The sequence below is a fragment of the Geobacillus sp. GHH01 genome (genome assembly GCF_000336445.1).
Lineage (GTDB): Bacteria > Bacillota > Bacilli > Bacillales > Anoxybacillaceae > Geobacillus > Geobacillus zalihae.
In genome coordinates, this window is record NC_020210.1 from 875,786 (window position 1) to 893,617 (window position 17,832).

Annotated in this window: 19 protein-coding genes; 14 read left to right on the forward strand and 5 right to left on the reverse strand. The window is 52.9% G+C overall.

Annotated features, from left to right (window positions below):
• Positions 1-50: 50 nt before the first annotated feature.
• The 4 genes from GHH_RS04470 (at position 51) to GHH_RS04485 (ending at position 3,117) form a co-directional block, all read left to right on the forward strand.
• Positions 51-569, forward strand: a complete 519-nt coding sequence (locus GHH_RS04470) for a GNAT family N-acetyltransferase (RefSeq protein ID WP_015374259.1) — start codon at positions 51-53, stop codon at positions 567-569.
• Between the two features lie 132 nt (positions 570-701).
• A complete protein-coding gene (locus tag GHH_RS04475; RefSeq protein ID WP_015374260.1) occupies positions 702-1,430 on the forward strand; it encodes an ABC transporter ATP-binding protein in 729 nt (242 codons plus the stop codon).
• Positions 1,427-2,452 (forward strand): ABC transporter permease, encoded by a 1,026-nt coding sequence (locus tag GHH_RS04480; protein WP_015374261.1) that lies wholly within the window; start codon positions 1,427-1,429, stop codon positions 2,450-2,452. The genes GHH_RS04475 and GHH_RS04480 overlap by 4 nt, the downstream gene beginning before the upstream one ends.
• 11 nt (positions 2,453-2,463) lie before the next feature.
• Entirely contained in the window at positions 2,464-3,117 is a 654-nt protein-coding gene (locus GHH_RS04485; RefSeq protein WP_015374262.1) for a TetR/AcrR family transcriptional regulator, read from the forward strand.
• Between the two features lie 27 nt (positions 3,118-3,144).
• Here GHH_RS04485 and GHH_RS04490 read toward each other — a convergent pair whose 3' ends face one another.
• The 3 genes from GHH_RS04490 to GHH_RS04500 all read right to left on the reverse strand — a co-directional run bounded on the left by GHH_RS04490 (position 3,145) and on the right by GHH_RS04500 (position 6,376).
• Positions 3,145-3,564, reverse strand: a complete 420-nt coding sequence (locus GHH_RS04490) for a DUF86 domain-containing protein (RefSeq protein ID WP_015374263.1) — start codon at positions 3,562-3,564, stop codon at positions 3,145-3,147.
• Positions 3,554-3,961 (reverse strand): nucleotidyltransferase domain-containing protein, encoded by a 408-nt coding sequence (locus tag GHH_RS04495; RefSeq protein ID WP_015374264.1) that lies wholly within the window; start codon positions 3,959-3,961, stop codon positions 3,554-3,556. The genes GHH_RS04490 and GHH_RS04495 overlap by 11 nt, the downstream gene beginning before the upstream one ends.
• 282 nt (positions 3,962-4,243) lie before the next feature.
• A complete protein-coding gene (locus GHH_RS04500) occupies positions 4,244-6,376 on the reverse strand; it encodes an ATP-dependent Clp protease ATP-binding subunit (protein WP_015374265.1) in 2,133 nt (710 codons plus the stop codon).
• A gap of 267 nt (positions 6,377-6,643) precedes the next feature.
• Between GHH_RS04500 and GHH_RS04505 the strand changes: the two genes are divergently transcribed.
• Entirely contained in the window at positions 6,644-7,390 is a 747-nt protein-coding gene (locus GHH_RS04505; protein WP_015374266.1) for a FixH family protein, read from the forward strand.
• A gap of 171 nt (positions 7,391-7,561) precedes the next feature.
• Positions 7,562-8,602 (forward strand): hypothetical protein, encoded by a 1,041-nt coding sequence (locus GHH_RS04510; protein WP_081601519.1) that lies wholly within the window; start codon positions 7,562-7,564, stop codon positions 8,600-8,602.
• Positions 8,603-8,661: 59 nt separating this feature from the next.
• On the opposite strand, the gene GHH_RS04515 is transcribed toward GHH_RS04510, so the two are convergent.
• Positions 8,662-10,272, reverse strand: a complete 1,611-nt coding sequence (locus GHH_RS04515; RefSeq protein WP_015374268.1) for a methyl-accepting chemotaxis protein — start codon at positions 10,270-10,272, stop codon at positions 8,662-8,664.
• Positions 10,273-10,412: 140 nt separating this feature from the next.
• Here GHH_RS04515 and GHH_RS04520 point away from each other — a divergent pair, with 140 nt between their 5' ends.
• The 8 genes from GHH_RS04520 (at position 10,413) to GHH_RS04555 (ending at position 17,462) form a co-directional block, all read left to right on the forward strand.
• Complete coding sequence (locus tag GHH_RS04520; protein ID WP_015374269.1) at positions 10,413-11,927, forward strand: spore germination protein; 1,515 nt, start codon at positions 10,413-10,415, stop codon at positions 11,925-11,927.
• An 11-nt stretch (positions 11,928-11,938) separates the two neighbouring features.
• Positions 11,939-13,024: a Ger(x)C family spore germination protein gene (locus GHH_RS04525; protein ID WP_015374270.1), complete on the forward strand. Its 1,086-nt coding sequence runs from the start codon at positions 11,939-11,941 to the stop codon at positions 13,022-13,024.
• Between the two features lie 26 nt (positions 13,025-13,050).
• On the forward strand, positions 13,051-14,163 hold the full coding sequence (locus tag GHH_RS04530) for a GerAB/ArcD/ProY family transporter (RefSeq protein WP_015374271.1): 1,113 nt from the start codon (positions 13,051-13,053) through the stop codon (positions 14,161-14,163).
• Positions 14,164-14,335: 172 nt separating this feature from the next.
• Positions 14,336-15,007, forward strand: coding sequence for a 7-cyano-7-deazaguanine synthase QueC (gene queC, locus GHH_RS04535; protein WP_015374272.1), 672 nt, complete (start codon positions 14,336-14,338; stop codon positions 15,005-15,007).
• On the forward strand, positions 15,004-15,441 hold the full coding sequence (gene queD, locus GHH_RS04540; protein ID WP_015374273.1) for a 6-carboxytetrahydropterin synthase QueD: 438 nt from the start codon (positions 15,004-15,006) through the stop codon (positions 15,439-15,441). Before queC ends, queD begins: the two co-directional genes overlap by 4 nt.
• Entirely contained in the window at positions 15,441-16,175 is a 735-nt protein-coding gene (gene queE / locus GHH_RS04545) for a 7-carboxy-7-deazaguanine synthase QueE (protein ID WP_015374274.1), read from the forward strand. The genes queD and queE overlap by 1 nt, the downstream gene beginning before the upstream one ends.
• 52 nt (positions 16,176-16,227) lie before the next feature.
• Complete coding sequence (queF, locus tag GHH_RS04550) at positions 16,228-16,725, forward strand: preQ(1) synthase (protein ID WP_015374275.1); 498 nt, start codon at positions 16,228-16,230, stop codon at positions 16,723-16,725.
• Between the two features lie 53 nt (positions 16,726-16,778).
• Positions 16,779-17,462: an NAD(P)H-binding protein gene (locus GHH_RS04555; protein WP_015374276.1), complete on the forward strand. Its 684-nt coding sequence runs from the start codon at positions 16,779-16,781 to the stop codon at positions 17,460-17,462.
• A gap of 30 nt (positions 17,463-17,492) precedes the next feature.
• On the opposite strand, the gene GHH_RS04560 is transcribed toward GHH_RS04555, so the two are convergent.
• On the reverse strand, positions 17,493-17,672 hold the full coding sequence (locus tag GHH_RS04560; protein ID WP_013145942.1) for a DUF2187 family protein: 180 nt from the start codon (positions 17,670-17,672) through the stop codon (positions 17,493-17,495).
• Positions 17,673-17,832 lie beyond the last annotated feature (160 nt).

Genomic DNA, 17,832 nt, shown 5'->3' on the forward strand with positions numbered 1-17,832 from the left:
GAGCGTTCAATTTGAAAACTTCTATCAAACTGGGGAAAAGGGGGAAAACGATGATCCGTAAAGCCACATGGGCCGACGCATCGGCCATCGCTTCGGTCCACGTTGAAAGTTGGAAGACGACATACAGCGGCATCGTGCCAGACGCATACTTGGAGACGTTGTCAGTGGGAGAAAAACAACCCTTATGGGAGAAGGTGCTCAGCCAATCGGGTCATTCTGTGTTTGTCGCCGAGGAAAACGGGCGCGTCGTTGGATTTGTCTCCGGCGGACCAAATCGGGCAGCCGACGGTCCGATAGCGAAGTATGACGGGGAGCTGTATGCGATTTATTTGCTTAAAGAGGTGCAAGGAAAAGGGCTCGGCCGGCAACTCGTTCAAGCGTTGACCCGCGATTTGACGCAAAAAGGCATTCATTCGCTGACTGTCTGGGTGCTTGCCGACAATCCGTCACGCGGTTTTTACGAACGGCTTGGCGGTGAAAAAGTGGCCGAGGAAAGGGTGGAAATCGGAGGGAAAGCGTTATGGGAGTGGTGCTACGGCTGGCGAGACGTCCAATTGATGGAACAGTAGGTGGGCTGCCGAACCGTCGGCAGCTTAAAAAATTCATTTTGTGAGTGATTACTCACTTTACGAAAGGGTTTATCTTTTTTATACTATATATGAGTGATTACTCACTACTGAGCAGAGGGGGGGAGAAAAGCAATGACCGCCAATCCATGTATTCAAGTCGAGCGTGTCTCCAAGCGGTTTGGAAAAAAAGTGGTCATCGACGATGTGTCGTTGGATGTCCGCGCGGGAGAAATTTTCGGCCTGCTCGGCCCGTCGGGTGCAGGAAAAACGACGTTGGTGCGCATGATCGCCGGCATTGATCAAGCGAGTGAAGGGACGATTCGCGTGCTGGGCGTGAATATGCCCAATCTTGGCGCCATGAAGCGGATCGGCTTTATGGCCCAGTCGGATGCCCTGTACGGAGAATTGACCGCGCTGGAGAACATGCAATTTTTTGCTTCCATCTACGGGTTGCGAGGGAAAAAACAAAAAGAGCGGATCGATGACATGCTGGCGCTTGTCAACTTAACGAATGATCGAAAAAAGCCGGTGCACCAATATTCAGGAGGGATGAAGCGCCGGCTGTCGCTGGCGATCGCCTTGCTTCATGAACCGGACGTGCTCATTTTGGATGAGCCGACGGTCGGCATCGATCCGGTGCTGCGCCAATCGATTTGGGCGGAGCTCGAGCGGATTCGCCAGCGCGGCACAACCATTGTCGTCACGACCCATGTGATGGATGAAGCGGAAAAGTGCGGGCGGCTTGGCATGATTCGCGAAGGCCGTCTGATCGCCGTCGGCCGCCCGGATGAATTGAAACAGGAAGCAGGGGCGGAAACGATTGAGCAAGCGTTTTTGACGTTTGGAGGTGTCCGTCGATGAGAGTGTTGGCCATTGTCGTCCGCATCATCCGCCAGTTTTTCCGCGACAAGCGCACGCTGGCGCTTATGATTGTCGCGCCGATGTTCGTCTTGTTGTTAATGGATTTGGTGTTTAATGGAGAACAATACAAACCAGCCATTGCCGTCAGCGAACACGTGCCTGAGGCGGTTGTGGACAAGTTGAAAGAAGCAGGGGCGAAAGTGAAAGAGCTGTCGGCTAAACAGGCGCGAAAGCAGCTGGACGATCAAGACATTGACGCATGGCTTGACATGAACGGAAGCGCTCTGCACGTCACGCTGGAAGGAAGCGACCCGACTGCCAACCAGGCGGTGATGGCCGCGGTGCAACAGGCGTTTCAGTCCATGGCGCCAAAGCCCCCGTTTCAGCTGAACACCACGTATTGGCACGGGTCAAGCGATATGGCGTCATTTGATTATTTCGGCCCCGTGTTGATCGGCTTTTTCGTCTTCTTTTTCGTCTTTTTGATCGCCGGGGTATCGTTTTTGCGCGAGCGGACGAACGGGACGCTCGAACGGCTGATGGCGACGCCGCTTCGGCGCTGGGAAATGGTCGCCGGCTACATGATCGGGTTCGGGTTGTTTACGACGATTCAGGCAAGCTTAATTTCATGGTTTGCCATTGATGTCCTGGACATGATGATGGAAGGTTCGTTTTGGTATGTGCTGCTCATTACGTTTTTGCTGGCGATGACGGCGCTTGCGCTTGGGATGCTGCTGTCGGCGTTCGCCAACAACGAGCTGCAAATGGTGCAGTTTATCCCGCTTATCGTCGTGCCGCAAGTGTTTTTCTCCGGCTTGTTCAATCTTGACACGATGGAAGAATGGCTTCGCTCGCTGAGCGTCATCATGCCGCTCACCTACGGGGCGGACGCGCTGCGCGACATTATGGTGCGCGGAGAAGGGTGGCGCGCCATCGCCGTGGATGTGTACGTGCTGCTTGGCTTTACGTTGCTCTTTATGCTATTAAATGTAGTAGCGCTGAAAAAATACCGCAAGCTGTAAGGAGTAGAGTCATGAGCGAGCATTCATGGATTCAGGAATTGCTGCAAATCGGCGGCAAGGAAGGGCAGTTCAGTGAAAAGCAGCTGAAAATTTTGGAAGCTGCCGTTGAAATGTTTGCCGAGAAAGGCTATGCGGCGACGTCGACGAGCGAAATCGCCAAAAAGGCTGGGGTGGCGGAAGGGACGATCTTCCGCCATTATAAGACGAAAAAAGATTTGCTGCTGGCCATCGTCACGCCGACGTTGTTTAAGTCGGTCGCCCCGTTTTTGGCGAAAGAATTCGTCCGCGAAGTGTTTGACAACGAATATGAGACGTACGAACAGTTTTTGCGCGCGGTGCTCGCCAACCGCTACGCCTTTGTGAAAACGTATTTGCCGGCGATTCGCGTGCTTTGGCAGGAGCTCGCCTTTCATTCCGAGATTAAACAATGTTTTCAACGCGTGTTTACAGAGCACGTGTATCCAAAATTTGCCCGTATTGTCCGCCATTTTCAAGAGAAAGGAGAGTTGGTCGAGCTGCCGGTCGATTCCGTCATCCGCCTGACGATCACATCGCTCGCCGGCTTTTTGGCCGCCCGTTTTCTCCTTTTGCCTGACCACAATTGGGACGATGAGGCGGAGATGGAGCGGACGATTCACGTGTTGATGAACGGTTTGCGGCGCTAGACGGCCGGCTTCCGCGTGGGAGCCGGCCTAGCCGTTTTTCTTGGCATAATCGAGGATGGCTTTGGCAAAGTGTTTAAAATCATCGAGATGGTGGTCGATGATGGCTTGCAAAATGCCAAGGTTCAGTTGTTGGTAGTCGCAAACGGCGATGTTGCGGAATCCGACCATCGCCTTCATGTTTTGGCTTACGGCAGGAGAGATCACGCCGTGTTCTTCAAGAAGGGAGAACGCATCGCGGCTATGTTGCGGCAGTCCGAATTTCTGCTCGGCCACGATATGCATGGCCAAATCGATGCATGCCTCGCAAGCCCGCTGCAAATTAAGAACGATCGAATCTTGCTTTGTGTAATTTTGTAAATTTTTTGGATCATGGTCATATTCTTCGTCAATTCGTTTCAGACATCGTTCAATGATGCTGACCTTATTCAAAATCACATCATGTTTCATACACCGACCCACTTTCTGCAATTCGTTTTAATACTGGCGCCCTCTCTTCATTCAGCTTTGCATACATTTTCAACGTTTTCATTTCAAACTCCATTCGTTTCCGTTCGTCGCAACAATCGATCACCTTTCCGCTCGAGACGACTTGCGCTTGAAACACCGTGCTGGCTTGGCGCAAATCGACAAGATCGACATCGCGTCCTAACTTGCCAGCCAACTCCCCAGCGAGCCGAAACAGCTCATACGGATCATGCGGCACGCCGTCGCTGACAAAGGCGATGTCGACATCGCTGTCTGGGCGCATCGCCCCACGGGCGGCTGAACCGAACAAGTAGATGACGAACGGGTGAAGAGCCGGGCGGAGCGTCTCAACGATGATCGTCTCCATTTCGTTTGGCAATCGCGGTGCCCCCTTGCGTTTTTCTTCATTATAGCAAAATTTTTTCGTTCCTGGAGAAAAGACGGAAAAAGAAAAAGGGATGGCGATGATGCGCCAATCCCTCTGAGCGAAAGAAGCAGGGGCTGATTGATTCATTTCCTCCTTACATACAAACTTCGGGGCGGCTCTTTTTGCTGCTCTTCCCTAAAAACACTTCCCCACTCCGAAAAACGGGATGAGACGGTGTTCCAGTCATTCGGATGATGGATGATATAGGTGTGCGCGTTGGCCGTTAAGCCACAATTAGGCGATTTTCGCCACAATGGCGTCTCCTGCAACGTCGATGCGGATTGCGCGCACCGATTGATCTGCGTCAAGCAGGCAGTCGGCGATGTTGTCTTCGACATGCTCTTGGATGACGCGGCGGAGCGGGCGGGCGCCGAAGGCCGGATGGTAGCCGAGTTCGGCCAGTTTTTCTTTCGCCGCTTCGGTCACTTCGAGTTCAATGCCTTGCTCGCGCATCGCTGCTTTGACATCGGCGAGCATCAGGTCGACGATCTCAAGCAAGTGCGCTTTTTCGAGCGGCTTGAACTCGATGATGGCGTCGAAGCGGTTCAAAAATTCCGGCTTGAAGTAGGCGCCGAGCGAGTCAAGGACGCTTGTTTGCCCGTTGCCCTCTTTTTCAAAGCCGACGGTGATTTTTTTATCGGTTGCGCCGGCGTTGCTTGTCGCAATGATGACGGTGTCTTTGAAGCTGACGGTGCGGCCTTGGCTGTCGGTTAAGCGGCCGTCTTCCAAAATTTGCAGGAAGATGTGCTGCACATCCGGGTGCGCTTTTTCAATCTCGTCAAGCAAGATGATGCTGTATGGGTTGCGGCGCACTTTTTCCGTCAGCTGTCCGGCTTCTTCAAAGCCGACATAGCCCGGCGGCGAACCGATCAGCTTCGAGACCGAATGTTTCTCCATGTATTCGCTCATATCGAGGCGAATCAAGGCGTCTTTTGTGCCAAACAGCTCCTCGGCGAGCGTTTTGGCGAGCTCCGTTTTCCCGACGCCGGTCGGGCCGACGAACAAGAACGAACCGATCGGGCGGTGTTTCGCTTTCAAGCCGGCGCGGCTGCGGCGAATGGCTTTCGCGACTTTTTTCACCGCTTCCGCTTGGCCGATCACTTTTTTCGCCAAGTTTTCTTCGAGATGTTTCATTTTTTCTTTTTCATCGGCTTGCAGTTTGCCGACCGGGATGCCGGTTTTCTCGGCAATGATTTGCTCGATGTCCGCCACATCGACTGTTGGGCGTTCTTGGGTGACGCCTTGCTCGAGTTGTTTTTCAAGCTTCAGCTCTTCAGCGCGCAGTTTCGCCGCCAATTCGTAGTTTTCTTCTTTCGCCGCTTGTTCTTTTTCTTTTGCGATTTGCATCAGCCGCTCTTGCAGCTGCTTTTCATCGGTCGGGCCGAGGCGCAAGTTCGCTTTCGAGCCGGCCTCGTCAAGCAAGTCGATCGCCTTGTCCGGGAGGAAGCGGTCTTGAATGTAGCGGTGCGACAATTTCACGCACGCTTCGATCGCTTCGTCCGTATAGCGGACATGATGGAATTGTTCGTATTTTGGCTGAATGCCTTTTAAGATGGCGATCGCTTCCTCAACGGTCGGCTCGTGGACGATGACCGGTTGGAAGCGGCGCTCAAGAGCCGCGTCTTTTTCAATTTGCCGGTATTCTTTGAGTGTCGTCGCCCCAACGACTTGCAGTTCGCCGCGGGCAAGCGCCGGTTTTAAAATATTGCCGGCGTCCATCGAGCCTTCAGCGGCTCCAGCACCGACGAGCAGATGGATTTCGTCAATGAACAAGATGATGTTTTTCCGCTCTTGCAGTTCGGCGATGAGCCGCTTCATCCGCTCTTCAAATTGACCGCGGATGCCGGTGTTGGCGACAAGCGACGCCACGTCAAGCAAGTACACGTCTTTGTTCAATAGTTTTTCCGGCACTTGCCCTTCGGCGATTTTCAGCGCGAGCCCTTCAACGATGGCTGTTTTCCCGACACCCGGCTCCCCGATCAACACCGGGTTGTTTTTGTTGCGGCGGTTTAAAATTTCGATCACGCGGGCGATTTCTTTGTCGCGGCCGATGACCGGATCGATCAAGCCCGCTTTCGCCATTTGCGTCAAGTTGCGGCCGAATTGATCCAAAAATCCACCGCCATGGCTTTGCGGGCGCTTCGCCATCGTTTTCGGCGCGCTCATTCCGGCGTTGGCGGCTGTGAACGGGCTAGTAAAGAAGTCATCAAAGGAAAACGGTGAAAAGCCGAAGTTCATCGGAATGGACAGTTGTTGTTTTTGCTTTTCATAGCATTCATGGCACAGGTGAAGTTGTTGTTTTTCCCCGTTCCATTGCAAGTTGACAAACACTGTTGCTTCACGTTGTTGGCATGCTTGGCATAGCATGAGACATACCCCCTTTTCTCTTATTCGGGATTTGACTTTGACTTTCTTTGACTTTCTGACTTTATTATACTTTGACCTTTTTTGACTTTCAAGTGTTTTGTACAAAAAAATTGTAATAACGATGAAATGTTTTTGAAAAAATGGTGAATACTAATGTAGGTGCGGCAAAGCTATGATAAAGTGAAAAACAGAAAAAGAGGCGGAAAAGACTCCGTCTTTGGTGCTCATGATGATCATGAATTTGAAGGAAAAAGGAGAAAGGTGAAGATGAGAAGACAGGTTGGTTTCGCGTTTGCTGTTGTACTTTTGGGGATGATGATCATGGCTGCTTGTACAAATCACAACAAGCAAGCCGAGACGCCGGCCGTGCTTGACGTGAAAATCGATGCGCCGGATCATATCGATTTGAACAAACCGACCAAGCTCGCCTGCGTCGTGACGTACGGCGGCGAAAAAGTAGACGATGCGAACGAAGTCAAGTTTGAAGTATGGAAGCATGGAAGCGACGAGCGGGAAATGCTTGAAGCGAAGCATGACGGCGACGGCCGATACTCGGTGGAAAAAACGTTCACCGAAGCGGGAACATATTCGGTGGTCGCCCATGTGACGGCGCGCGACATGCATAACATGCCGAAGAAAGATATTGTCGCCGGCAGCCCGGAACAGGCGGCGACGGCTGACGGTGCGCGCGAAAATTCCCAAGGCAGTGCTGAAGAACACCATCATGGCGCCGTCGCCATTTCGCTGTCGTCCCGTTCGTTCGAAGCCGGAAAACCGGCGGCATTGACCGTTCACCTCACCAAAGATGGGAAGCCGTTTACGAACGCCACCGTTCGCTTTGAAATTTGGCAGGCGGACAATAAGCATGAATTTGTGGATGCAGATGAAAAAGGAAACGGCGAATACGAAGCCATGGCCACGTTTGCCAACAAGGGAACGTATTCGGTGAAAGTGCACGTCGAAGGAAGCGGCGGGCTGCACGAACATCAAGTCGAACAGGTGACGGTTCATTGATGGAAACGCGATTTCACATCGCACGTCATATTCATGAAATGAAGAGAGTTTGCGGTGTGTGAGAAGGCATCTTGTCTCGGATGCCTTCTTTTTTCGTTCTGTCGTCTTTCTTGTCCATGCCGGACATATATATGGCAATAAAGCAACGGACAAGAGAGGGAGATGGAGGATTTGGGCAAGAGACACGAGTGGTCGGAAGCATGGCAAATCGCCGCTGTTTACGTCGGCACGGTGATTGGAGCGGGATTTGCGACTGGCAGGGAAATTATTGAATTTTTTACCCGCTACGGAATGGCTGGGACGATCGGGGTGGCGGTCAGCGGCGTTTTGTTCACATGGGGCGGCGCGCGGCTCATGGTGATGGCGCGCCGCATCGGAGCCGCGTCCTATGATGAATTGAATCGTTATTTGTTCGGGAACATGTTGAGCCCGTTTGTGACGCTCGTGATGACGGCGATGATCGCCGGGGTGACGGCGGTGATGATCGCCGGGGCGGGAGCGGTGTTTGAAGAGCAGATCGGATGGCCGCGGCAGGCAGGCGTCGCGCTGACGCTCGGGTTGGCGCTTTTGGTTATGCTGCTTGACCGCAAAGGGCTGTTTGGCGTCAACGTGTTTGTCGCGCCGATGATGGTGCTGTTCAGCGCCATCGCCTTTGTGAAAACAATCGTGGCGGGCGATTTATGCCGTCCGGACATGGCTGCGGTGGACTATTCCCTCAAGGCGATGTTGTCCCCGTTTTCCTATGCGGCTTTTAACTTGGCGATGGCCCAAGCGGTGCTTGTCCCCATCGCCCGCGAAGCGACCGATGAGCGAGCGGTGAGGCGCGGAGCGATGTTAGGCGGAATGGTGCTGACGGTTTTGCTGCTGTTGAACCATATGGTGCTGCTGTCGTTTCCACACAAGGACGATTATGATATTCCAATGGCCGAAGTCGTTCATACGTTTTTTACTGTGTTGTATTGGCTTTATGTCGTCGTCATTTACGGAGAAATTTTTACATCGGTCATCGGCGGCATGTTTGGACTTGCACGCCAAGTGCGCGTTTGGGCGCCGCTTGGCGGGAAATGGCTGGGCGTGCTGCTCGTTTTGCTGTTTGCGGCGGTCAGCCCGTTTCATTACGGGGAGCTGCTGTCATTCATCTATCCGCTGTTTGGCTATATGAGTCTTGTGCTTTTGTGGCTTCTTTGGCGCCGGCAGCTGCCGCGCCAGTAAATGAGCCCTTTCGTTCCCCAAAGTTTTTTGGTGAAGGGGGACGAAAGGGCTTCGTTGCGTTATGAGTGGAAGCGGGCGATCATGTTTTCTAAATCGCGCGCTGCCGCAGCCAACGTGTCGGCTTCCCGAGCCAGCTGGTGAAGGGCGAGCGTTTGTTGCTCAAGCCCAGCCGCCGTTTCTTGCACCATGTTTGAAAAATCGGCGGCGACGGTGCGTACGTCTTCCATCAGTCCGCCGAGCTGCTCGCCGTCGGCGGTGATGGCGTTAACATACGCTTCGTTTTGCTGAAGCAAGTCGTTCAGTTGGGCGAACATGCCTTGAAACGATGTGAACGTTTCCCCTGTTTTCCAAAGCGAGTCTTTCGTTGTTTCAACGCGGAGGCCGCTTCCTTGTACAGCTTGCACCGTTTCTTTGAGCGCGTTCGTCATGGCGTCGAGCGAAGCAAAAATTTCAGCGGCGAACGCGTTTGTATCTTCAGCGAGCTTTCGGACTTCTTCGGCGACGATCGAAAAACCGCGGCCCGCTTCACCCGCCCGCGCCGCTTCGATCGAGGCGTTTAGGGCGAGCAAGTTCGTTTGTTTGGCGATCGTGCGAATGGCGGCGATCATCTCATGAACGCGCGCTGCTTCATTGGCTGCTTTGTCGATGAGGGCAGTCATTTCGCCGATGCCGCGCTGCATCGCGTCCATGTTTGTTTTCGTTTCCTCAATGAGGCGGATGCCTTCTGCTGCTGACGACCAAGCGTCGCCCGCTTGCCTTACGACGCGTTCAACGGCGGCCCGCATGAGTTGCACGCGTTCCACCATCTGCCCGATGACGTCACCCGCTTGCTCGACGGCGGTCGTTTGTTGTTTCGCCCCTTCGCGGAACGTTTCGACGGCGGCGGCGATTTCGTCAAACGATTCAGAGAGGCGGCGCATTTCCATCTGCTGTTCAACGCTCACATCATGCACCGTTTTGGCCGCTTTGCCAAGCTCATGGATGATCGTGCGGATGCCGAGAATCATTTTGTTGATTTCGTAGGCGATTTGATGAAATTCATCCCGTTTTCCCGTCGTTTTCACTTCTGTCTGCAATTGACCCGAGGAGACGGTGCGGGCGACGCTGTACCAATGGCGAAGCTCGGCGGCAATGGCCCGATGCCAGGCGGCGCCAAGCCCAAGCCCAGCGAGAGCGGCGCACAGCGCGGCAAAAACGGGCGGCGCCCCTGCGATGGAAGCGGCCAGCCCAACGGCTGCGGGCGCAATGGCGACGCTTGCTAACACCCATTGCAAATACGGACGGTGCATGAGCCGCCCCATCCGCAAATTGAACCGCCTTCCGCCTGGCTCCGTCCAAAACGGGCAGCTGGCGTCAATCAGCACCTCGCCCGTATCGCGTTCGTACACTTGCAAGAGCGGCTCATTCGTGCGGGCGGCAGCCAGCCCGACTGGGTCGGCAAACACCCTTCCCTCGCGAAGGCGGTTCGTATGGACAACTCCGTATCCGCTTTCATCGACAAGAACAAAATATTCATCACGGCCGAGCCGCTCGTCTAAAAAGGTGCGGATGCGGTCAAGCTGTTCTTCAAGCGGACGGGTTCGGTCGATCATCTCCCGCAGCGCTTCCGCCGTTTCTGTCACTTTTTTCAACGCTCGTTTCGCCCGGCGCTGGTTCGTCAGTTCGCTCATAGACGATTCTCCTTTTTTCATTTGTCTATTTTCAATAATATATAGAAGATTTTGTCGAATCAATAGGATGAAAGGGGGATGCATAAAAATATCGATCGGTTGGGAGACTATTCCGTAAACGGAAAGGCGAGGGGATGTTCGTGGGTTTATTCTCATTTTGGAAAAAAAAGAAAAAACGCCCCCCTCAGCGGCCCATTTCGCAGCTTTGGGAAACGCTGCGGCAATCGAGCGATTTTGTCGAAGTGTCGTTTGTTGTGGGAGGCAAGGAGCTGTCGATTTATTATTTTGATTCACTCGTCGATCCGCAAGTGCTGCAAGAGCGGATTCTTTGCCATTTGCAAAACGACATTCCAAACCATCCGACGGTCCGCTTGGAAGACTTGCAGCAAATCGTGCCGATTCAGCGCATTGAGGTGAGTGAAGACACGGCGCTGATTGAAGAGAAGGTGCTGAAAGGGTTTGTCGCGGTCACATTCCGCGGGCAACCAAACAAAGCGGCGCTCATGAGCGCCGCCGCCGAAAATTTAGGGCTTCGGGAAAACAATGATTCGGAAAACGAATTCAGCGTCGTCGGACCGAAAGTCGGGTTTGTGGAAAACGTCGGGGTCAACTTGCATCTCATCCGCCGGCAAGTGGTGACGCCGAATCTTGTCTTTCGGGAAATGTCGATTGGTTCGGTGTCGAAAACGAAAGTGGTCATCGCCTACATCGATGGCGTCGCCAATCCGGAAGTCATTCAAACGGTGACGCAGCGGCTTGAGTCCATTCATTTTGACGTCGTGTTTGACAACGCTATTTTGGATCAGCTGCTCGCGGATAATTCACGGACGCCGTTTCCTCTTTTTATCTCGACCGAGCGGATCGATCGGGTCATCTATGCGCTTGTGTCGGGTCAGGTGGCCATTTTTTGCGACGGCTCCCCGTATGCCGTGATTGGCCCCGCCGCTCTCTTCGATTTTTTTACGTCGCCCGAAGATTATTACTTGCCATGGGTGCTCGGTACGTTTTTCCGGCTCATTCGGTTTTTCGGCGTTGCGTTTTCCGTGTTGGCGTCGCCGATTTATGTGGTGGTGCTGACGTATCATTATGAAATGATTCCCGAAGACTTGCTTGGACCGATCATTTATTCACGCTCGAACGTGCCATTTCCGCCGATGCTCGAGGTGCTGTTTTTGGAAATTACGATTGAGCTGTTGCGCGAGGCCGGGGCGCGGCTGCCGACGAAAGTCGCGCAAACGCTCGGGATTGTCGGCGGGATTGTCATCGGGCAAGCAACCGTTGATGCCGGGCTGACGAGTACGATTTTGTTGATTGTCGTCGCGTTGGCGGCGCTCGCTTCGTTTACAACGCCGATTTTCAAAATGTCCAACACGATTCGGTTCATCCGGTTTCCATTTATTTTGTTTGCCGCTTTCTGGGGCGGGATCGGCATTATCTTTGCCGTCTGCGGGCTGCTCATTCATTTAGGGCGGCTGCAGTCGTTTGGTTATCCGTATTTGCTGCCGTTTTATCCATTTCGTGTTCGCAGCTTCCGCGATACATTCATTCGTTCGCCATACAGTGAAACGGCGGAGCGGCCGATGTTTCTTCGTCCGCGGTCGCGGGTTCGTTACGATCCGAATGCGGCGAAGCAAAAACGCGACATTGATGAGTAAGGGGGATCATGATGAGGCGTGGGCTCGCATGGGTCGGTGCGCTGCTGTTGCTTGGCGGCTGCGTCAGTTCGCGGCCGATTGACGAAATTCAAATTATTCAACAGATGGGGTATGATTTCGAGAACGGCCGCTACACGGGCACTGCGGTGTACCCGACGTTTAAGCAAGGGCCGATGACAAAGCCGAATGTGCTGACGACGACGTCGCCGACGGTCTACGACTTGATTCCGCGCCTGTCATCGAAATCCGCGCTGCCGGTTGAGGAAGGGCAGCTGCGCTTGATTTTGTTCGGCAAGGAGTTTGCTCGGCGGGGGGTGACGCAAATTACGCACAGCCTCGCGCGCAACAACAAAGTCGGCAGTCATTTGCTGCTTGGCGTAGCGGAAGAAAGCGCGAAGGAGCTGCTGAAAATCACGGCGAAAACGACGCTGAGCGATACGTTGTATTTGCCGAATCTGGTGGAGCAGAATGAGCAGTCGATGAACTTGCCGAAAACGAATTTGCACTTGTTTTTGTATCGCTATTTTTCCCCAGGCAGCGATCCGTTTTTGCCGTATTTTGAAAAAAAAGGAGATTTCGTCAAGCTTGAAGGGGTCGCGTTGTTTCGCGACGACCAATATGTCGGGCATGTGAGTTTGCGTGATTCGTTTTTAATGAAAATTTTGCTTGGAGAAACGAAAAACGGCGTCTACCAGCTGAAGGTTGGGAATCGCGGGAAACAGGGCGAGGATCGGGTGATGCTGCAAAACTTATGGGCGAAGTCGAAATATGAATGGAAGCGTGATGGAAGCCGCCATGTGCTTGATGTGTTCGTCCATATCCATGCGTCGGTGCGGGATTACCCGTCATGGCTCGATCAGCCGGGTCAAGATTTGTTTGCTGATGTGAAGAAAAAAATGCAAAACGAATTGGAGCATAATATGCGTCGGTTATTCCGTTATTTTCAGAAAAAACGGATTGACCCGCTCGGCATCGGCGATTTTGTTCGCAGTGTGACAAGACATTGGGATTCCGACGCGTTTTACCGTGAATACCCGGATCTAGACATCCGCCCGCACGTCACGGTGGATATCGTCCATACCGGCATTGGCGAATAAGACGGGGAACATGAGGAGGGATTAGGATGAAGCAGGCCATTCAGGAACGGTTTCTCATCTCCCCGTTTCTTGTGTTTTTTGTCATTCATGCTACGCAAGTTGGGGTCGGGGCACTCAATTTTCAGCGTCCACTGATGAAAGAGGCGGGGCAGGATGCCTGGATGGCAGTCTTAATGGCCGGGCTGGCGGCGCACGTGTTGATTTGGCTGATGTATCGGCTGCTGTCGCATTTGCCATCAGGCGGAGACCTCGTGTCGCTTCATGAACAGTACTTCGGGCGGTGGATCGGCGGGGTGCTGAGCCTTGGACTTCTTTTTTACTACGCGTTGGCGGCGTTTATGGTGCTTCAATCATACATTGAAATCATTAAAGTATGGGTGTTCCCGTTGATGGGGGCGTGGCAGTTCAGCCTTATGTTTTTGCTGCTGACGTATTACGCCGTCTCCGGCGGGTTTCGCGTCGTTGTCGGCTTATGCGTTTGGGGGGTGGTGACTCCGCTGTTGACGATTTTTCCGATGGTTTTCTTTCCGCTTGAGTATGCTCAATACCGGAATTTATTGCCGGTGTTCGACCATTCGTTTGGGCAATTGGCAAAAGCATCGAAAGAGATGGTGCTGCAATATTTAGGGTTTGAAATGCTGCTGATGTATTACCCGTTTTTAAAACAGGCTCCGTCCTCGCAAAAGTGGGCGCATGCGGCCAACGCATTTACGATGTTCATTTATTTTGTTTTGATCCTTATTTCCATCGTGTTTTATAACAAAGAGCAAATTCAGCATATTACATGGCCGACGCTGACGCTGGCCAAAATTCCGGAAGTGCCGTTTATCGAGCGGATGGAGTATATTGTCATCTCGATTTATGTGCTCGTTGTGTTCCCGATCATCGCGGTCTCTATTTGGGCGGCGACGCGCGTGATCAAACAGCTGTTCGCTGTTCAGCAGCGCCGTTCGCTTCCCGTGTTGCTCGCTTGCTTATTTGTCGGGACGCTGTTTTTCCAAGAGAAGACAGATATTGAGCAGTTGACGGAATGGACAGCGAAGGCAGGGTTTTATCTTGTCGCGGTGTATGTTCCGCTCCTGTATGTGTATGTATGGACAGCGGAAAAAGTGAAAAAGACGCTACAACAAAAGCCATAAGTATGGTATAGTAAAGAAGAAAAACAGAAGAATCGCAATTCCGTACGCTTGTACGGGAGAGGTTTCTAGCAAAACCCTCTATAAAAAACTAGGGACGGCTGTATCCTAGGGGTATGGCCTTTTTTGTTTTGGAAACCTCTTCTGCTGCTGATTCAGAAGGAGGTTGATCATGATGAAGATGAATGAAGAAAAGGCGGTCGTTGTCTTCAGCGGCGGCCAAGACAGCACGACGTGTTTGTTTTGGGCGAAAAAACAGTTTGGTGAAGTGGAAACGGTGACGTTTGACTATGGGCAGCGTCATCGCCGCGAAATTGAAGTCGCTCAGGCAATTGCCGCTGAGCTTGGCGTTCGTCATACGGTGCTCGATATGTCGCTGCTTGGGCAATTGGCGCCGAACGCCCTAACGCGCCGGGACATCGCCATTGAACAAAAGGAAGGCGAGCTGCCGACGACATTTGTGGACGGGCGCAATTTGTTGTTTTTATCATTCGCCGCGGTGTTTGCCAAACAGCGGGGCGCGCGCCATCTCGTCACCGGAGTGTGCGAAACAGATTTCAGCGGCTATCCGGACTGCCGCGATGTGTTTATCAAATCATTGAACGTCACGCTGAATTTAGCGATGGATTACGAATTTGTCATTCATACGCCGCTCATGTGGCTGACGAAAGCGGAGACGTGGAAGCTCGCGGATGAGCTCGGGGCGCTCGAGTTCATTCGCACGAAGACGCTGACGTGCTATAACGGCATCATCGCCGACGGCTGCGGCGAATGTCCGGCATGCTTGCTGCGCAAGCGCGGGTTGGATGAATATTTGCGGGAAAAAGCGGGGGTGGAGCGGCCATGATGCACCAGCTTTATCCGCAAGTGATGCACCCTTACCGCTATGAGCTGAACAAAGATATGCACATCGCCGCCGCCCATTTCATCCCGCACGAAGCGGCCGGGAGCTGCGCCAACGTGCACGGCCACACGTACATCGTCAATGTGACGATTGCTGGCGATGAGCTCGATGAAAGCGGATTTTTGGTCAATTTTCAAACGATCAAACAGCTTGTGCATGGAAAGCTGGATCATACGTTGCTCAATGACCATAGCGATTGGTTTGACGGTCATGACCCGAATCGGTTTCCGACGACGGAAGTGGTGGCGCGCACGATTTATGAAACGATTCAGCGCTATTTGGATACGCTGCCGCACAAGCCGACATGTTTGCAAGTGTTTGTCCGCGAAACGCCGACAAGTTATGTCGTCTACCGGCCGAAAGCGGGGGAGCGGTAATGGCGCGCACGATTCCGGTGCTAGAGATTTTTGGTCCGACCATCCAAGGAGAGGGAATGGTGATCGGCCAAAAGACGATGTTCGTCCGCACAGCCGGCTGCGATTATCGCTGCCGCTGGTGCGATTCGGCGTTTACGTGGGACGGATCAGCGAAAGACGAGATCGAGCAGTTGACGGCAGACGACATTTGGCGGCGGCTTGAAGCCATGGGCGGCCGCCGCTTCCGCCACGTGACGATTTCAGGCGGCAACCCGCTTCTGATTGCGGCTCTTGGGGAGCTCATCGCGCTTCTTCATGAAAAAGGGATGCGGGTTGCGGTTGAAACGCAAGGGAGCCGTTGGCAGGATTGGCTGCTTGACATTGACGATGTCACCCTTTCCCCGAAGCCGCCAAGCTCGGGGATGGACACCGACTGGTCGGCGCTCGATCAAATCATGGAACGGCTGCAGGCTGACCAAAGCCGGGTGCGGCGCATCAGCTTGAAAGTCGTCGTCTTTGATGACGCCGATTTGGCGTATGCGAAAGAGGTGCACTGCCGCTACCCAGGTGTTCCGTTTTATTTGCAGACAGGAAACGCCGATGTGGCCGATTCGGATGTGGATGCACTCCGCGCGAAGCTTCTCAGTCGGTTGGAATGGCTCGTGGAACAAGCCGCCGATTCGGAAGAGCTGGCAGACGTCCACATCCTGCCGCAGCTGCACACGCTTCTTTGGGGAAACAAGCGCGGCGTGTAAAGCGGGGTGCGGCGATTCGCCCGGCAATGAATAATGAGGGAGGAATGAAGGAATGGCAGGAAGAAAAGAGGAAGAATTGAAAGACTTGACGCTGCTTGGCAATCAAGGGACAACGTATTCGTTTACGTACAACCCCAATCTTCTTGAAGTGTTTGACAACAAACATCCTGACCGGGATTATTTCGTGAAGTTCAATTGTCCGGAGTTCACCTCGCTATGTCCCAAAACCGGGCAGCCGGACTTCGCGACGATTTACATCAGCTACATCCCGGACAAAAAATGCGTCGAAAGCAAATCGTTGAAGCTGTATTTGTTCAGCTTCCGCAATCATGGCGACTTTCACGAAGACTGCGTCAACATCATTATGAACGATTTGATTAAAGTCATGGAACCGCGCTATATCGAAGTGTGGGGCAAATTCACCCCGCGCGGCGGCATTTCCATCGATCCGTACTGCAATTGGGGGCGCCCGGGGACAAAATACGAAAAAATAGCGGAATACCGGCTGCTCAACCACGACTTGTATCCAGAAAAAGTCGACAACCGCTAGAGATGAAAAAAGAGGTAGTTTTTTCGCTCCAACTCCTATATAATGGACAATGAATGTTTGCCTTGGAGGTTTTGGCGTTGGAGCGAAGAACAGCTCTTTTGCTTGGGGCGAGCGGCTTGGTCGGCGGAGAGCTGCTCAAGTTGCTGCTTGAGTCGGATTTGTACCGGCAAGTGACCATTTTTGTCCGCACGCCGCTGCCGGTGGAACATGAAAAGCTGCAGCAAGTCGTCGTCGATTTTGCGCGGCTTGAATCGTACAAACGATATTTTTATGTGGACGATGTGTTTTGCTGCCTTGGGACGACGCGCAAAAAGGCGAAAACAAAGCAACGGTTCATTCAAGTCGATTATGAATATACGCTGCGCGCGGCGGCGCTGGCGGAAAAGTGCCGCGTGAAAAGCTTTTTGACCGTCTCTTCGGTTGGCGCCAACCCGTGTTCGCCGTTTTTTTACCAGCGCGTCAAAGGGGAAACGGAAGAGGCGTTGCAGCGGCTTTCCATCCCATCGCTCCATATTTTTCGCCCGTCGCTGCTTGTCGGCAAGCGTCGGGAGTTCCGCCTTGGCGAGACGCTTGCCGGGTGGTTGTTATGCCGGTTGCCGTTTTTGTTCGTCGGCAAATGGAAAAAGTATAAGCCGGTTGATGCCCATCAGCTTGCTTTGGCGATGTTTTACCGGGCGGCGTCAGCAACGAGCGGCGTCCATATCTATGAATGTGATGAACTCGCCCGCATTTCGTAAACAAAAAAGAGGCTCTTGGCGGCCTCTTTTTTATTCGATGATCTTATAGTTTTTATGATTGACAACTGTCCGTTCTTGCAAATCGAGTTCACGGTAGTTTTCCATATACGTTAAATCCACGATGACGGAGTTTTCATTCACCTTCTCCACAATGCCGCGTAGCCCATTTTTAAATTCGATAATATCTCCGACTTTCGCTTTTTTGATCATCATCATTCTCCTTTAATCAAAATGATGGATGGACCGCTCAAGCGAACGGCCGCGGGAATCGAGGCTTGCCTGATTCCGTCGCCGCTCCCCGATTGGCGGGGATTAGGCGCTTTTTTACTAGTGTGCCTTATTTTTATGCGCAAGTAAAGAGATTTATTTC

Bases quoted from the DNA above. Each gene is read 5' to 3' on its own strand.
- GHH_RS04475 (WP_015374260.1), top strand. From the start codon at position 702: ATGACCGCCAATCCATGTATTCAAGTCGAGCGTGTCTCCAAGCGGTTT.
- GHH_RS04505 (WP_015374266.1), top strand. From the start codon at position 6,644: ATGAGAAGACAGGTTGGTTTCGCGTTTGCTGTTGTACTTTTGGGGATG.
- GHH_RS04530 (WP_015374271.1), top strand. From the start codon at position 13,051: ATGAAGCAGGCCATTCAGGAACGGTTTCTCATCTCCCCGTTTCTTGTG.
- GHH_RS04500 (WP_015374265.1), bottom strand. From the start codon at position 6,376: ATGCTATGCCAAGCATGCCAACAACGTGAAGCAACAGTGTTTGTCAAC.
- GHH_RS04480 (WP_015374261.1), top strand. From the start codon at position 1,427: ATGAGAGTGTTGGCCATTGTCGTCCGCATCATCCGCCAGTTTTTCCGC.
- GHH_RS04560 (WP_013145942.1), bottom strand. From the start codon at position 17,672: ATGATCAAAAAAGCGAAAGTCGGAGATATTATCGAATTTAAAAATGGG.
- queE (WP_015374274.1), top strand. From the start codon at position 15,441: ATGGCGCGCACGATTCCGGTGCTAGAGATTTTTGGTCCGACCATCCAA.
- queD (WP_015374273.1), top strand. From the start codon at position 15,004: ATGATGCACCAGCTTTATCCGCAAGTGATGCACCCTTACCGCTATGAG.
- GHH_RS04490 (WP_015374263.1), bottom strand. From the start codon at position 3,564: ATGAAACATGATGTGATTTTGAATAAGGTCAGCATCATTGAACGATGT.
- GHH_RS04485 (WP_015374262.1), top strand. From the start codon at position 2,464: ATGAGCGAGCATTCATGGATTCAGGAATTGCTGCAAATCGGCGGCAAG.
- GHH_RS04555 (WP_015374276.1), top strand. From the start codon at position 16,779: ATGTTTGCCTTGGAGGTTTTGGCGTTGGAGCGAAGAACAGCTCTTTTG.
- queC (WP_015374272.1), top strand. From the start codon at position 14,336: ATGAAGATGAATGAAGAAAAGGCGGTCGTTGTCTTCAGCGGCGGCCAA.
- GHH_RS04525 (WP_015374270.1), top strand. From the start codon at position 11,939: ATGAGGCGTGGGCTCGCATGGGTCGGTGCGCTGCTGTTGCTTGGCGGC.
- GHH_RS04470 (WP_015374259.1), top strand. From the start codon at position 51: ATGATCCGTAAAGCCACATGGGCCGACGCATCGGCCATCGCTTCGGTC.
- GHH_RS04515 (WP_015374268.1), bottom strand. From the start codon at position 10,272: ATGAGCGAACTGACGAACCAGCGCCGGGCGAAACGAGCGTTGAAAAAA.
- queF (WP_015374275.1), top strand. From the start codon at position 16,228: ATGGCAGGAAGAAAAGAGGAAGAATTGAAAGACTTGACGCTGCTTGGC.